This window comes from Paraburkholderia oxyphila NBRC 105797 (assembly GCF_000685075.1).
In the GTDB taxonomy this organism is placed as follows: Bacteria; Pseudomonadota; Gammaproteobacteria; order Burkholderiales; family Burkholderiaceae; genus Paraburkholderia; species Paraburkholderia oxyphila.
This window is the reverse complement of record NZ_BAYD01000013.1, coordinates 83,545-97,955: the sequence shown is the minus strand read 5'-3', so window position 1 is coordinate 97,955 and position 14,411 is coordinate 83,545. Positions and strand designations below refer to the sequence as shown.

13 protein-coding genes and 4 riboswitches are annotated in these 14,411 nt (G+C 62.0%); of the genes, 3 read left to right on the top strand and 10 right to left on the bottom strand.

The window, feature by feature from the left end; all coding sequences use genetic code 11:
* Positions 1–127 precede the first annotated feature (127 nt).
* Positions 128–200, bottom strand: a riboswitch (Fluoride riboswitch).
* 50 nt (positions 201–250) lie between these two features.
* The 6 genes from BO1_RS11815 to BO1_RS11790 all read right to left on the bottom strand — a co-directional run bounded on the left by BO1_RS11815 (position 251) and on the right by BO1_RS11790 (position 4,754).
* Entirely contained in the window at positions 251–628 is a 378-nt protein-coding gene (locus BO1_RS11815) for a DUF190 domain-containing protein (RefSeq protein WP_028217738.1), read from the bottom strand.
* Between the two features lie 155 nt (positions 629–783).
* On the bottom strand, positions 784–1,137 hold the full coding sequence (locus tag BO1_RS50665) for a hypothetical protein (RefSeq protein WP_043284565.1): 354 nt from the start codon (positions 1,135–1,137) through the stop codon (positions 784–786).
* A 38-nt stretch (positions 1,138–1,175) separates the two neighbouring features.
* Positions 1,176–2,468 (bottom strand): phosphopyruvate hydratase, encoded by a 1,293-nt coding sequence (eno, locus tag BO1_RS11805; protein WP_043284563.1) that lies wholly within the window; start codon positions 2,466–2,468, stop codon positions 1,176–1,178.
* 33 nt (positions 2,469–2,501) lie between these two features.
* Positions 2,502–3,803 carry a phosphopyruvate hydratase gene (eno, locus tag BO1_RS11800; RefSeq protein ID WP_028217736.1) on the bottom strand — a complete coding sequence of 434 codons (1,302 nt, stop codon included), beginning with the start codon at positions 3,801–3,803 and terminating at the stop codon, positions 2,502–2,504.
* Positions 3,804–3,888: 85 nt separating this feature from the next.
* Positions 3,889–4,425, bottom strand: coding sequence for an inorganic diphosphatase (gene ppa, locus BO1_RS11795; RefSeq protein ID WP_028217735.1), 537 nt, complete (start codon positions 4,423–4,425; stop codon positions 3,889–3,891).
* Positions 4,425–4,754: a DUF190 domain-containing protein gene (locus tag BO1_RS11790; RefSeq protein WP_028217734.1), complete on the bottom strand. Its 330-nt coding sequence runs from the start codon at positions 4,752–4,754 to the stop codon at positions 4,425–4,427. The genes ppa and BO1_RS11790 overlap by 1 nt, the downstream gene beginning before the upstream one ends.
* A gap of 172 nt (positions 4,755–4,926) precedes the next feature.
* Positions 4,927–4,998, bottom strand: a riboswitch (Fluoride riboswitch).
* A 147-nt stretch (positions 4,999–5,145) separates the two neighbouring features.
* Positions 5,146–5,212, top strand: a riboswitch (Fluoride riboswitch).
* A 122-nt stretch (positions 5,213–5,334) separates the two neighbouring features.
* On the opposite strand from BO1_RS11790, the gene BO1_RS11785 reads away from it, so the two are divergent.
* A complete protein-coding gene (locus BO1_RS11785; protein WP_028217733.1) occupies positions 5,335–5,805 on the top strand; it encodes an HAD family hydrolase in 471 nt (156 codons plus the stop codon).
* A gap of 107 nt (positions 5,806–5,912) precedes the next feature.
* Here BO1_RS11785 and BO1_RS11780 read toward each other — a convergent pair whose 3' ends face one another.
* Positions 5,913–6,359: a hypothetical protein gene (locus tag BO1_RS11780; RefSeq protein ID WP_028217732.1), complete on the bottom strand. Its 447-nt coding sequence runs from the start codon at positions 6,357–6,359 to the stop codon at positions 5,913–5,915.
* 100 nt (positions 6,360–6,459) lie between these two features.
* A riboswitch (Fluoride riboswitch) is annotated at positions 6,460–6,527 on the top strand.
* A 76-nt stretch (positions 6,528–6,603) separates the two neighbouring features.
* On the opposite strand from BO1_RS11780, the gene BO1_RS59015 reads away from it, so the two are divergent.
* Together BO1_RS59015 and BO1_RS11765 are read left to right on the top strand one after the other, a co-directional pair.
* Positions 6,604–7,320, top strand: coding sequence for a hypothetical protein (locus BO1_RS59015; protein WP_156992221.1), 717 nt, complete (start codon positions 6,604–6,606; stop codon positions 7,318–7,320).
* 14 nt (positions 7,321–7,334) lie between these two features.
* Positions 7,335–9,431: a dynamin family protein gene (locus BO1_RS11765; protein ID WP_028217729.1), complete on the top strand. Its 2,097-nt coding sequence runs from the start codon at positions 7,335–7,337 to the stop codon at positions 9,429–9,431.
* Positions 9,432–9,768: 337 nt separating this feature from the next.
* Here the strand turns inward: BO1_RS11765 and BO1_RS50660 are convergent, their stop codons facing one another.
* The 3 genes from BO1_RS50660 to BO1_RS11750 are packed head-to-tail and all read right to left on the bottom strand — an operon-like array spanning position 9,769 to position 14,312.
* Positions 9,769–10,836 (bottom strand): LLM class flavin-dependent oxidoreductase, encoded by a 1,068-nt coding sequence (locus BO1_RS50660; protein ID WP_043284560.1) that lies wholly within the window; start codon positions 10,834–10,836, stop codon positions 9,769–9,771.
* A gap of 54 nt (positions 10,837–10,890) precedes the next feature.
* Complete coding sequence (locus tag BO1_RS11755; RefSeq protein ID WP_028217728.1) at positions 10,891–11,805, bottom strand: ABC transporter substrate-binding protein; 915 nt, start codon at positions 11,803–11,805, stop codon at positions 10,891–10,893.
* Between the two features lie 56 nt (positions 11,806–11,861).
* Positions 11,862–14,312: a TonB-dependent receptor plug domain-containing protein gene (locus tag BO1_RS11750; protein ID WP_028217727.1), complete on the bottom strand. Its 2,451-nt coding sequence runs from the start codon at positions 14,310–14,312 to the stop codon at positions 11,862–11,864.
* Positions 14,313–14,411: the final 99 nt, after the last annotated feature.

The window sequence follows — 14,411 nt, the reverse complement described above, 5'->3', positions numbered from 1 at the left end:
CAACAGGGAATTCGCCATGAAAACTCGTCGGTGCATCCCATGTTCTTCGCTTTTTTCTGGCATTGATATGCCCGGGATGCTCGTGAATGCGAGCCGGCCAAACATGCCTGCCGGCCCCGGCTACCGGGGACTGGCAGGCATCATTAGCAGCGCGGAGGAGGACGCGGCGGTTAAGGGAGGATGCCATCTCCGCAAACAACAGTATCGAGTATAGGAGACACCCCGGTACATGCAAGCCCGCAGACTTCTGCTAGTGCGCCCGCCGGTGAAAGAGCGAAAAATGCTTACCGGCGCTTTCGCGCCCCTCGTGGCCATCGTCGCCGAGCACGCCAAACTCCACGGGCGAACGGGTATAGAAAACGTGCACATGCCCGGCTTTCACCGCGTCGAGCATCCGGTCAGCCTCCTCTTCCGTAACCGCCAGGATAATCTGGACCGGTTGATCGGCGAGCATAAGCACATGCGCGGCATGATGCGCGCCCGCATGCCCCGTTCCTTCGGCGCAATTGATGACCGTGGCGCCATGAATGCCGAGTTGCTTCGCCTCATGCAGCAACCATTCGGTGACCGTATGATGACCGTGGCGCCGATTCTGTTCGGTATAGAAAGTCAGCTGGTAGCCGTTCATGTCTGCCTCCGTCAAACGACACCAGAATGCCGTCACGAGGATGACTGCTCCAGGGCCGGCGGCCCCTCAAGCCATTCTAGTGCATGACGACAGGCCCGACGCATGTTGCGGCGCGGCGAAACGTGCGACCACGGACCCACGGACGCCAGACCTCGTCAGGCACTGCCTTCGAGACCCCTCACAAAGCGAATCGCTTCGCTCAGCACGGGTGTGATTTCATGCAGCCGGTCGCGGGCAACGCGCATCTCCACCCATTCACGCATGACCGACCGTCCATACGGCTGAAAATAAACGGCGCCTCCACAGTCGATCAGGCGCTGTGCATCGTCTGCCGGCAGCCTGATTCCTATACCACTCCCGTACACACAGCAAACGACGCGATGGCCGATGAGAACCACCGGGTAGCCAAAGACAGCCCCTTCGCGGGTCGCATCGTCGAGTGCCCTCACGTGCTGCAGTAGCGCCTCGAAAAGATCCCGATCATGGAGTAGCCTCGGTATGCCGTCCACGCCCTTCTCCGTAGTCCCAAGAAACGGCGCACCGCCGGTCAACGTGTGCGCTGAAATGCCGAGCGCCCGGCATAGTGCGCGCCTTCGCCGAGACTGCCCTCGATCGTCAACAGGCGGTTGTACTTGGCAACGCGCTCACCTCTCGCTGGCGCCCCCGCCTTGATCTGGCCACAGTTCAGTGCGACGGCCAGATCCGCAATGCTGGTGTCCTCCGTCTCACCGGAGTGGTGTGCCACCATGCACGAATAGCCCGCGGCGAGTGCCATGCGCGCGGTGTTCAGGGTTTCCGTGACGGTTCCGACCTGATTGGGTTTGATGACGACGCAGTTGCAGCATCGCTGCGCGATGCCCTTCACAAGAAAAGACCGGTTGCTGACGAACAGGTCGTCACCGGCGATCTGCATCCGGTCGCCGAGCGCGCGCGTGAGCTGCGCGTAGCCATCCCAGTCACTGTCCATCAGTGGGTCTTCGACAGAAACAAGCGGATACCGCTCGCCCCACTCGTGACACAATCCGGCCATTTCCTGCGCTGACAGGTTGCGCCCTTCCCGCTCCAGCCGGTAACGGCCATCGTGCCACAGGCTGGTCGCCGCAAAGTCGAGGGCCAGCGAGATGTCTTCACCGGGCCGGTATCCGGCACGCTCGATTGCCTGCATCATCAGGTCGAGCGCCGCCCCGTTTGACGAGAGCGCCGGCACGAAGCCCCCCTCGTCCCCCAAGTTTGTCGCGGTACCGCGCTCGACCAGCAGCTCACGCAGTGCATGCCAGGCTTCCACGCCATATCTGAGCGCCTCCCGAAACGTCGGCGCGCCAAGCGGCACCAGCATGAATTCCTGCAGATCGGGGCCACCGTTGCCATGGATGCCGCCGTCGAGTACGGTGAGCATCGGCGTGGGCAGAATATGCGCTGCATCGCCGCCGAGATAGCGGTAGAGCGGGAGGCGACAGGCTTGCGCGGCAACCCGTGCGCACGCCAGGGACGCCCCAAGTGTGGCATTGGCGCCGAGCCGGCTCTTGAAATCCGTCCCGTCGAGTTCGATCAGCACGGCATCGACACGCCACTGGTCATCGGCAAGCAGACCCGTGAGCGCGGGGCCAATCAACTCGTTGACGTGTCTGACCGCCTTCAGGACGCCCTTGCCGCCATACCGCAGCCGGTCGCCATCACGCAACTCAACGGCCTCGGCATCCCCCGTCGAGGCACCCGACGGCACCGTTGCGCTTGCGAGTGATCCGTCGTCGAGCACGACGGTCACCTGCACGGTTGGATTACCCCGCGAATCGAGGACTTCCTCTCCCGTTACGCGGGCGATCGACGCGGACGTGGCCATCTCCTCATTCTCCTGCTGGTCGCGGCTATCGTTTCAGGTCTGGCCATGGGCTAGACGAAACGCGGCGCGACCGGCGAAACGGCCGTCGTCGCCGAGCAATCTCTCGATGGCCAGCAACCGGTTGTACTTCGCCACCCGCTCTCCGCGCGCGGGCGCGCCTGACTTGATCTGACCACATCCCAGCGCAACCGCGAGGTCAGCAATACTGGTGTCCTCCGTTTCCCCTGAACGGTGGGAGACCAGACAGGTGTATCCAGCAGAGAATGCGAGCTGTGCCGTGTCCAGCGTTTCTGTCACCGTGCCGATCTGGTTGAGCTTGATCAGAATGCTGTTGCAGCAGTGCTCGTCGATGCCTCGTTGCAGGAATTTACGGTTCGTCACGAACAGGTCATCGCCCACGATCTGCACCCGGCTGCCCAGCTCGCGCGTCAACGCGGCGAACCCTTCCCAGTCATTGTCCGCAAGCGGATCCTCGAGCGACACCAGCGGATAGCGGCTCACCCAGTCTGCCCAGTACGCGATCATCTCCGCTGAGGTCAGCACGCGGTTATCCCGGGTCAGGTGATAGCGCCCGTCCTCGTAGAACGAACTCGCCGCCGGATCGATACCGATCGCGATGTCCTCCCCTGGCCGGTATCCTGCACGCTCTATCGCCCTCAAAATGAGTTCCATCGCCTCTGCATTCGAAGGCAGTTGCGGCACGTAGCCGCCTTCGTCACCCACATTCGTCGACGCGCCGGCATCGGCAAGCACGGCCCCGAGTGCGTGATACGTCTCCGCGCCGTAGCGCAGTGCCTCGCGAAACGTCGGCGCGCCAAGCGGGACAAGCTTGAACTCCTGGACGTCCGGGCCCTGATGCCCGTGCTTGCCGCCATTGAGCACGTTGAACATGGGGACCGGCAGCAAGTGCGCGTTTGTCCCGCCGAGGTAGCGGAACAACGGCAAGCCACTCTCGATCGCCCCAGCCTTCGCACAGGCGAGCGAGGCGCCCAGGATCGCGTTCGCACCCAGCACCGCTTTCGTCTCGGAGCCATCCACCTCAATCAGCTTCTCGTCGATGAGTCGCTGGTCGTCCACTCTCATACCCGTCAGCGCCCAGGCGATCTCTTCGTTCACGTGCCTGACCGCGGAGAGCACCCCCTTGCCACCATAGCGCCTGGGATCCCCGTCCCGCAGTTCGACGGCTTCAAATTCGCCCGTCGAGGCCCCTGAAGGCACCGCGGCACTCGCCGTGATCCCGTTGCCGAGCGTGACGGTGACCTCGACGGTCGGGTTGCCTCGCGAATCGAGAATTTCATCGGCCAGTATCGTGTCAATCACAGCATGGTTGCTCATCGCGGCTCCAGTTGACTCTGCGTTCACAGGCGGCGGCCGGGTGTTTTGCGGCAAGCGGCCATCTTGATGTAAGAAGACAGCGGATTCAGGGATGCGCGTCGTGAAATGCGGCAATCGCACTGCGGATTGCCTGATACGCGGCATCGATATTCGCCCAGCCCTCGAACTGCACCCACTTGCCCGGTTCGAGCTTTTTGTAGTGCTCAAAGAAAAACTGGATCTGGTTCAGGGTGTATTCGCCCACGTGATCCAGCTCCGTGATGGCCCGGGTCGACGGACAGACGCCGTCCGTCGGGACCGCAATCACCTTTTCGTCGGGTCCGGCCTGGTCCGTCATGTTCATCAAGCCGACCGGGCGACAGGTGATCAGGGAGAGTCGCTCAAGAGGAAATGGCGCGATGACGATAATGTCGAGCGGGTCGCCATCCCTCGCGAGGGTTCTCGGGATAAATCCATAATTCGCTGGATAGCGCATACCTGCGCTCATGATCCGGTCGACCCTCAGGAGTCCGAGACGTTTATCTGCCTCGTATTTCACCGGCTCGCTCTGCGCGGGGATTTCGATGATGGCATTCACTTCTACAGGCACGTTATCGCCCGGGGGAATTGCGTTGAAATCCATCACTGGCCTCCCTTTGTGCCCAGGGTATCGAATTCGATCGGCGCGCGCGTGTAGAAAAGGCGAATGCCACCCTCGCGGACCCGGGCGAGCATCGCGTCGATCCGTTCGTCCGCAGCGATCAGCGTGACGGCGACCGGCTGATCCACGAGTTCGAAGAAGCGCGCGGCATGGTATTTGCCCCTGGCATCCACTCCCTCCGCGATTTCAACGACCGTAGCGCCGATGATGCCGGCCTGTCTGGCTTCGTCGAGCAACCAGTCGACCACCGTCAGGTGCTTGATACGGTGGCTCTGGTTCGCGGCGTAGAGGGTCAGCTGGCTCCCCTTCATGGGCGCCTCCGCAAGGACGACCGGTCTGCCACATCGAGCGAAAATGTGCGTACGCACTCACCGCGCCCGGTACGGCGCGGAAAAGGAACTGATCGCATGAAAAACCAGATTCGTAGCGTGAACCAATCTGGGCAGCAGGACGCCTTGGCAATGCCTACGACCTCCTGACCCAGGGACCGTAGGCATCATTAGCCGGGCAAAGCCGGCGGTTTGGTTAAGGAGGAATGCCATCTCCTTTCCGGGCAGTGTAGCACGCACAATCCGCACCCGCCACTGCCCGCGCCGCTGACCATTCCGGGCGCCCCCCGAATACCCGACAGGATGAAACATCCGTCTTTCGCACCTCAAAACCCGATTGCGCAGCTTCCTGCCATTGTCTAGAGTGAGAACACAGATCTACGGAGATGGCATTCTCCGCCAACCGCCGGCGCCGACCGGCTAATGATGCCTCCAGCCGTCCTGGCATCGGGTCGCGCTGTTGCGCATGTCGTCTGTCTTCCCATGCTCCGATGGCACGCGCAATCGCCAGATTGCGCCGTGGCGGGCCCGATTTCCCGCAGTGGCGCACAAGGAGAGACAGATGATCTTCCTGGACATCCCGGGGTTTCGTACCCTGAACCTCGAGCATCTTGTTCTCGACTTCAACGGAACGCTCGCCGTTGACGGGCGACTGCTCGACGGCGTCGAGTCACGTCTGGCGGCACTCGCCAATGAACTGGACCTTCACGTGGTCACGGGCAACACCTACGGCGATGCGCGCGACCATCTGCGCAATTGCCCCGTGGAAATCCTCTGCCTGCCAACCGCTGGGCAGGCGCTTGCGAAAGCCGATTACGTACGACGCCTCGGCCCGGACCGGGTCGCAGCAATGGGCAATGGACGCAATGACGCGCTCATGCTCAAACAGGCAGCGCTGGCCATCGTCGTGCTCGGGTCTGAGGGACTTGCCACTGACGCACTGGAGGTCGCCGATGTCGTCGTTCGCCACGCGGTCGACGGCCTGGGACTCTTGCTGCGCCCGAAACGGCTGGTCGCAACGCTACGGAGCTAACGGGAGAATCCGCGATGGACCACAACGGCATCGGCGCAGGCAGCAACGTTCCCGCATCCTTTAACGTGATCATGTCGGCCTTCGGGGACCGTGAGGCACCAGACCAATCAAACTGCTGGGCGGTCCGTCTCGCTGGTCACCAGTGCACGCTGAAGCGTGCCGAGGTGGCCACGGAGTCTCTGGAGAAACACCGCGTAGTCCTTCTCGAACGCGGGATCGAGCGCCCCAAAGCCTGACAGACGCGACGGCGACATCTCCTCAAGCGCGATGCCAACGAACTGCAGTGAGACTGAGAGCGCATGGATCGCTTCAATCTGTTCCCTGTCGATATCGATTCCCCACTGAATTGCCGCCCAATTGACCTCGTCGTTGAATCTCTCGAGGAAACGCTCGACATCATGCAGCCTTTCACCATCCAGCCGGTGCAGATAATTGAGGCGTACGCTGCTATTTGCCTCCGGCCCACATATTTCGCGCACCTTTTCAAGGAGCTCAAGGAGATGCCAAAGATGTCCTCGCAGCGCCCGTCTCGTGTTCTCCGATGGTTCCGCCATTTCTCACGCCCCCCCGGTCTCTAGCCACAGTGTAGGACAACTCAGATATCAATTCGGCGGATCCGTTGCCAATCTGAGATGCCGTCATTAAAATGAACCTGTGCTTGAGGGAGATGGCATACCTCCTCAAACCGCCGGCGCTGTCCGGCTAATGATGCCTACGGTTCCTGGTCGGGAGCTGCTGGGTCATCTCAATGCCCCTGTCCAGGTTTTGCGTCCCGTTTGACTTACCGGACAGTGCACCGTGCCCGCCCCTTCTGGTCTCGCTCCCCCTTGCGCGTTGACGCTGTCCGACGGCGAGGTTGATTTTCTGTGGTGGTTTATCCAGGGCAGCATCATGGACGCGGACGTCCGCGCCCGTCTCAATGCGCATTGGGGGATGTGCGCACGGCATGCGCTTGCCTTTTTCTGCGTCGAGGCGGCCTTTCGCCCGCATCTGATCCACGGCAGCACCATTCTGTATAACGAACTGATCCACCACGCAGACCACCTGCTGGGCGGTCATGGTCTGTACAGCGTGGCACCGGCAGGGGTCGCACGACACCGGCTGCGTCCTTCCGGCCCATGCCATATGTGCAGCCTGGGCTACGGCCCAGAGTCATCGGGAAACGCGCCACCGGAGCGGCTTGCCTACGGCCGGGATCTTGCGAACGCGCGGGCGTTCGCAAGCGAAAATCGCGACGGATGGGTGCCTTATATCTGCGGTCAATGCGCCGGAAATGACAGCGATGTCCTTTGCCGCGCTCACCTGATTGCAGCCATGGAGCACGATGGTGCGACGCTCCTGCGCCACCATGGCGCGACCGTTTCCCGTATCTCCGGGCATCTCGGGCGCTTCGAGCATTCCTTTCGCTGGGACAGTCGCGGAACGGACTCTGCGGAGGATCGCGGCGCGCTCATCGCGGCCATTGGCTGGTGCGGTGGCTGGTGCGAAATCCTGCAAACACTGGGCACCCACTGAACGAAGAGATCGCCATGTTGCGAAATGGTAAAGATCATACGTTCCCTCCCGCCTACTCACGACGCGCAGGAGAGGTTTTCGTCCGGATCGATGCGTGCCTCACCGATGCGCTGCATTACCTCAATCCGGTCGTGCAGCAGTCACCGTTTCCCACACGCCTCGCCGACGCCGTGCCGGTCCAGCATCAGCTCATGCTGAATGAGCTGGAACGGGTTCGTAGCGCGATGCAGACCATTACCGCGCGTCACCATCTTTCCCTGCCCGCGCCCACGACCAGCGCCATTGAATCCTGCCGACTCCGTATCAGCGAAGCCATGCTCGCGCTTTCGGAACTGGATCCGCGCACTGCGAGCGCGACCAGCACGGCAGCCGATCAAGGCTTGAGCGAGGACGTCGAGGAAGATGCCAGTAGACTCGTCGGTCATCTGATGGGATTGCTCGACGCGCTTCAGGGCTCGCTTTCCAGGGACATCGGTATCGGCACCCCGTCGGAAAGGCCGGTAGCCTCGCCGGCTTCCGCCGGCCCGCAATGCGCCTCAACCGGCGCCCCTGCGCATCCGCTGATAGCGGAACTCGAACGCATTACCGCGTCGCACGGACTTGGCGATCTTCATCGCCGTAGCATGGACTTCGCGCGTCACTACGGCTCGACCGATATCGTCGTCGGTCTGTTCGGGGCCGTCAGTGCCGGAAAGTCCTCTCTGCTTAACAGCCTGCTGGGCAGCGCGCTGCTTCCTGTTACGGCGCTGCCGACAACGGCCATACCTGTCGAGATTCATCACGGAAGAGTGGAGCGGGGTACCGTCGAATTCGTCACCACGAAGATCGAACTCATCGACCGCGCGCGCATCGCCGAATTTGTCGACGAGCATTCCAATCCCGGGAACGCCAGGGGTATCACACGGATCACGTTCGAATGCCCGGCTCCTCTGCTTTCCGGTGGCATCACCCTCATCGACACTCCGGGCGTCGACTGGGAAGAATGGGACATTGTGCAGGGGAGCCCACCGACGGCGCCGTGGTGCGATATCGCAGTTGTGCTCATTTCTGCGACAGCGCCGCTCACGTTGCGTGAGTCGGCGCTCGTGCGTCAGCTCTGCAGCCGCGGCGCACGCGTTGCGGTGCTCGTCACGAAGATCGATCTTGTGACCGCAGACGACCGGTGGCGAATCTACGAACACGTCGTGCGTGGGCTCTGGAAAAGCACCCGCCTGGACATTCCCGTCTATCTGGTCAGCACCCGGGAGGAAGACCCACCCTGGCGACGTGCCTGGATCGATGGCCCTTTTGCTGATGCGCTCGCGCAGTGCCGCAAACAACGAACTGAAATGCGGCTGCGCCAGCTTGCAACGTTACGTCGCGACGTACTGGATGCACTCGAGGTTCGCCTGATGTGGCATGTGCCAGCAACCCACGCGGGCGCGCAACGCGACGAGGCGCTGCAAGCCCTGCTGGCAAGCCGCGATGCCGTTGACGCGACCATTCGTTCGCAAACAGACCCTGCAAAAACGGTCGAGCGAACCATGATCAGTCTCGTGAGCGAAATTGCCCACAACGCCGCCGCGCTATGGTCAGAAACCCACGATATGTCCTTCGACGCCACCCGGCTTGTTGAACTCGCCGCGAACGCACGCGCCCTTTCTCTTTCCGGCGCGGCAACGCGAACCGTCGAGACACTGCACGCGAGAGCGAGCGTCGCCCTTCATCATCTGGCTGACACGCCGGGACCGGCTCGACTCGCCCCTGCGCGCCCGGCTTCGTTCGTCGCACCCGCTTTCATTCTTCGCGAAACCTTGCCGTCAACGGTGCTGCCACGTTCGTTGGGGCGGGTATTCGGGCGCTGGGGATTCTACTTCAGTGCCCGCAGTGCCCTGGAGGACAGCGCGTCCATGTATGTCGTTGAACGCTCGCTCAACGCCTATCTGGAACTGCTGGAGTCACGGAAGCAGCGTACACTTGTCGCGCTGGTTCAAACCCTCACGGAACATATCGAACGGCTTCAGGGCGGCCATGGCCCGGACGACGCGGTGATGCAACGCACCGTACACTGTTTGCGGGATGATATCGCGCGTCTTCGCTCCGCAGAGCTCAGTGACTCGTCAGGGAAATAAAGTCGCCTGGTGATGCCCCGGCGCCATGGCCGGGAGTATGTCACCTGACACGCGTCCGGCGTACAGGAAGCCCACCGCGCGCACGCCTGACGGGCCGCCGATCGCGGTGCCGTTCCACGCGCCGCGGCAGGGCCGCCTCGCCACGGGTCCATCGACCCATGGCGCATGGCGCGGCGGTCGTCGCCCGGATATCCGGCGAACATCACCCGGGTCCAGCGGGGGTCCGCCAGGGCGCAGGATCAGTCAGCCCCTCTCAAGGAGATTCTGACAAAAAGTCCCATGAAATCGGCGGGTGAAGGGACATTTTGTCATTACCGGCAGCAATATCACCCCGGAACTACACTTCTGCGCCGCGTGGCAGGCCGGACGGTAGCGACGGGCTAGATGCGCTTGCCGCAATCCAGCCCAGTTCTGGTGCAATGCGCACGATAAAGTCCTCGAGAATCTGCTGGTAGTTCTCGAACGGCAAGTCGTACGGAAGTTCGAGACGTAGCTCGCTCACTTGCGCGAGTACCGGGTCGGCATGCAGCTGCTCGACGATCTGTTCAGCCGGTCCCACGAGGTCGGGAAGGAACAGGACCCGGCGTTCACCCAGCGGGGCGAGCGTACGGGCGCGACGCCCCTCGGCGAATTCGCGGTAACGCTGCCGCGTCGCGGCATCCGCACTGTCGGTGGGGACGATGACGCGCCCGACCGCGATGCGCGGCGCGCGCGCTTCGGCCCAGTGTTCCCGGAACAGCGCGATCTGGTTGAGTTGCGCCTCGCGATGATCGTCAGTGCCCTCGCCCGTGGTGATATTGCCGATCAGCAAATTGAAACCATTGCGACCGGCCCACTCGATCGAACGTCGTGAGCCACCGCCGTACCATAGCCGGTCCGTCAGCCCGGGTGCATAGGGCGACACGCGCGGCCGCACCTTGCCCGCGGCTGATTCGACAGTCGTGTCTTCGTCGCCCAGCCATTCACCCGCGAGATTGCGGCGAAGACGTGCCACGCGCGCATGCGAGAAGTCGACGAGGTCCGGGTCGGTGTCGAAGAAGCGTTCGCCGAGCAGCGCGCCGTGGTTCGGCTCGCCCGCGCTGAGGCCGACATTGAGTCGGCCGTTCGACAGGATATCGACGGTGGCCAGATCCTCCGCCAGACGGAACGGATTTTCGTAGCCCATCTGGATCACCGCTGCGCCGAGGCCAATACGCTGGGTCCGTTGCGTTGCCGCCGCGAGAAATGTCGCCGCGGAAGAAACGGCGCGCTCCAGATGACGCTGCCGCACCCAGGCGCTGTCGTAGCCGAGCTTTTCGCCCGCGCTGAACAGTTCCAGCGTTCGCTCGAATCCGGCGGCCGGGTTTTCGTCGGGATAATTTCCAGGCGTTAGAAACGCAATATGTTTGATGTTCAAATCACTCATGTCGTGGTCAGATTCCGGTATTGAGAGTCGTTCAAAGTTCAATCCGTTAGCGCTTCAGGCGTCCTTGTACCCAGGCGGATTCGTCTGGGCGTGTGCAATGGCCTCATCCTGCAAACCCCAACGGGTGAGCCCGGCACGATACTGGCCGCCGGCTATCAGCCCATTCGTCGCTTCCGTGAGGGCTGCCGCAAGACCGCTGCCCTTGCGGGTGGCCGCGGCGACGTCCGCGCGCAGCGGCCAGCCGGCATTCACCGTGCCGACGAGCCGGATGTTTCCCTGCGTTGCCGCCGCATAGGCCAATGGCGCGTGCGGATTGAAGATGGCGTCGGAGCGGCCGGACTGCAGCGCGAGCACGGACGACGTGAGATCCTCGAAGTACTGCAACGCGGCCGGCTTGAGTCCGCTCGCCACGTTCTGCTGGTTCCACTCGAGAAGAATGCGCTCCTGTATCGTTCCCGACCCGGTGATGATGCGCAGCCCCGCGATATCCTTCGGTTCGCGAATCGACTGGATGGTGCTCTTCGACGCCACGTAAAAGGCATGCAGTCCCAGGCGATAGGTCGTGAAATCGAATTTCTGTTTGCGCTTCTCGGTCACGCCGACATTCGCGATCACCGCGTCGTATTTCCCGGAGGTGAGCCCGAGCGGCCAGTCCTCCCAGGCAACGGGAATGAGCGCGAGCTTCAGTCCGAGCGCATCGGCAACCAGTTGCGCATAGTCTGGTTCGGAACCCACAATGGTCCTCGCGTCCGTCGCATAGCTTGCGAGGGGCGCGGCGAACGGCGAGATCGCCACGCTGAATGCACCCGGCGTAACGAATCGATATTCCGCCGCGAGGCGCCGTGCGGCGGGATTTTCCGGCGCCCTCACGCGCCCGTTCTGTTGCGGGGAAAAATCATAGGTCTGCGTGGCAGCCCGAGCGATGTCGTTCAAGGCCAGCGGCGCCGTAGCCAGCGCACCGAGTTTCATCAGGAATACTCTTCGTTGCATGACGGTCCTTCAATGGTCGGGTGTTGTCGGTCGAACTAGAACAGGTAGCGGGCGCGCAGGTAGTAGAAGCCGCCGTCGACGCCGATGGCGGAAGTCGTCGTGTCATAAACGGCGCCTGCGTATTGCGCCGCGAGCGGTAGCTTGTTCGGGTATTCGTTGAAGAGATTGCGCGCGCCCAGCGCCACCTCGAACTGCCTCGTGACCTCGTAGCGGGCCTCGATATCGGTGGTGTACTCGGCCTTGTTGGTGAACGGAATGAAGACGGTGACCGAGCCAGCATTCGGTCCGGTGCGGTAGGACTCCTCGGCCGATGTCGTTCCATAGCGCGTTTCATGCAACGACACGCCCCACTTGCCATAATTCCATACACCGCCCAGGATGATTTTGTTCTTGGGCGTGCCTGTGGTCAGATAGGCGATCTGCTGTGCGTTGAGCAGCGGCTGCCCGTTCGCGCCAGGTGCAAGATGAGTCAGCGTCGTATTGTTGACATTGAGGCCGAGATCCCAGTCGATGGTGCCGTATTGCCCGAGCCAGGTGTGATACGTCGCCGTGAGATCGAGGCCGCGCGTGCGCGTGTTCGCACCATTGGTGAAGTAGCTTGCGGAGATCGCCGAGGCCGGAATGCCCAGCGGCGTCGAAAAGCCCGCCAGCGCGATGGCGTTGATCGCGTTCTGGCCAGCCTGCGAGCCGCCCTCGACAATGCGATTGCGGATGTCGATCTGGTAAGCGTCGATCGTCACGTTGATATCACGCGTCGGCGTCAGGACGAAGCCGAGGTTATAACTCGTCGATTCCTCCGGCTTGAGCGGCTGTGCACCGAGCGCGCGCGCAGCGGCCGAATTCGCGGCGAGCAGCGCGAACGCAGACGTGGGTGTCGGGCTCAGTGTCGTGTAGTACTCCTGTGCGAGCGACGGCGCGCGAAATCCCGTGCCGACACTACCGCGTACCGCAATCCATGGCGTGAAATCGTAACGTGTGGAAATCTTGCCGTTGGTCGTATCGCCCACATCGCTGTAGTGCTCGAAGCGTCCCGAGAGATCGATTTGCCATTTCTGCGTAAGCTTGGTGGAAAGATCGATATAGGTGCCCAGCACGTTGCGCGAATTATCGCTCGCGCTCGCCGGAGACAGTCCAACCAGCGCCGGCGTGCCGCCGTAGAGATACGAATAGGGTTCGCCCGCGCCTACCGCGTAGCGCTCGGTACGCTGTTCAAAGCCAACCGACACGTTGACGGGTGCGGGCAATACGGGCAGCTGAAACGGCCGCGTGAAATCGAGATTGTTCGTCCACTGCGTGCTTTGCTGGCTGCCGATATAGAAGTTCGTCGGCGTATGCCCGGTCGCCTGATACAGCCCGAGATTCTCCGAATCCGCCTGGCTGAAACTATCGTAGTCGCCGCCGTAGGTCGTGCTCAAGTCCCACTTCCAGCCAAACAGTGCGTCGCCTTTCGCACCCGCCGTGATCGAGAAGTCATTTTCGTTGAGCAAGTCCTGCGGCGAGAATCCGTTCGGATAGATCTCCGGTAAAACGGTGGCGCCGCGGATCGTCTGATAACTGGCTGCATCGCGGTGGGCATAGGTGCCGAAGCCATACAGCTCGACACTATCGCTCAGGTAGTAGCCCGCGTTGAAACCGACAACCTCACGCGTGCTCGACGGATCGCCGATATAGCGGTTGCTTTCCGAGCCCGCAAGCGATCCGGTATGTGCGTAAGGGTCGGTGCGATCCGTATGGTTCTGCCGCGAGATTTCCGCGCTCAGATCGAGAAACCCGCCCGCACCTAGCGCAAGGCCGTAATGCGCGGATTCGGTCTGGCGCAGGCCGTCGCCCTGATACGTCTGCCCGGTCAGGCTCTCGATATAGCCGCCTTTCGTGTCGGACTTGAGAATGATGTTGATGACGCCCGCAATCGCATCGGAGCCATATTGCGCGGCCGCGCCGTCACGCAGGATTTCCACATGATCGACGGCGCTGACTGGAATGAGATCGAGATCGACGCCCGTGGAACCTTGCTGCGGACCAGGATTGAGCGAGATCGTCGCGGTGGAGTGCCGGCGCTTGCCGTTCACGAGCACGAGCACCTGGTCCGGTGTGAGCCCGTGCAGCGTCAACACATCGACCAGCGCCGCCTGGGCGCCGCCCATCGCCTGGCGTTGAATCGATGGAGACAGCGCGACGAGCGCGTCGCGCAAATCGCTTTGCCCGGTGCTCTGCAGTTGCGCCGACGTAATCACGTCGACGGGCGTGAGGCTCTTTGTCACCTTCGTCGCCGTGCGCGTACCCGTCACTACGACACGATCCTGCACCTGAGTGGTGGGTTGTGCGTTGCCGTCGGGCTGCGATGATGCTGATGTCGTTGCTGTGTTAGTGCTCTGCGACCAGGCCGTGCCTGCATAAGCGAGTGAAAAAACCGCGAATGGAATGGCTTTCTTATGGAATCCTGCAAATAAATGCTTGTCGTGTTTGATTGAACGTTCCCGGCGCATTAACAACCCCATCGTGAAAATAGCAGAATATTTCTGTCTTTATTGCCTGATCAAGCAACGGATGGTCGCTCTGCCGGAAGGTCGATCCAACCATTTATT

Bases quoted from the DNA above. Each gene is read 5' to 3' on its own strand.
- BO1_RS11815 (WP_028217738.1), bottom strand. From the start codon at position 628: ATGAACGGCTACCAGCTGACTTTCTATACCGAACAGAATCGGCGCCAC.
- eno (WP_043284563.1), bottom strand. From the start codon at position 2,468: ATGGCCACGTCCGCGTCGATCGCCCGCGTAACGGGAGAGGAAGTCCTC.
- eno (WP_028217736.1), bottom strand. From the start codon at position 3,803: ATGAGCAACCATGCTGTGATTGACACGATACTGGCCGATGAAATTCTC.
- ppa (WP_028217735.1), bottom strand. From the start codon at position 4,425: ATGGATTTCAACGCAATTCCCCCGGGCGATAACGTGCCTGTAGAAGTG.
- BO1_RS11790 (WP_028217734.1), bottom strand. From the start codon at position 4,754: ATGAAGGGGAGCCAGCTGACCCTCTACGCCGCGAACCAGAGCCACCGT.
- BO1_RS11785 (WP_028217733.1), top strand. From the start codon at position 5,335: ATGATCTTCCTGGACATCCCGGGGTTTCGTACCCTGAACCTCGAGCAT.
- BO1_RS11780 (WP_028217732.1), bottom strand. From the start codon at position 6,359: ATGGCGGAACCATCGGAGAACACGAGACGGGCGCTGCGAGGACATCTT.
- BO1_RS11765 (WP_028217729.1), top strand. From the start codon at position 7,335: ATGTTGCGAAATGGTAAAGATCATACGTTCCCTCCCGCCTACTCACGA.
- BO1_RS50660 (WP_043284560.1), bottom strand. From the start codon at position 10,836: ATGAGTGATTTGAACATCAAACATATTGCGTTTCTAACGCCTGGAAAT.
- BO1_RS11755 (WP_028217728.1), bottom strand. From the start codon at position 11,805: ATGAAACTCGGTGCGCTGGCTACGGCGCCGCTGGCCTTGAACGACATC.
- BO1_RS11750 (WP_028217727.1), bottom strand. From the start codon at position 14,312: ATGCGCCGGGAACGTTCAATCAAACACGACAAGCATTTATTTGCAGGA.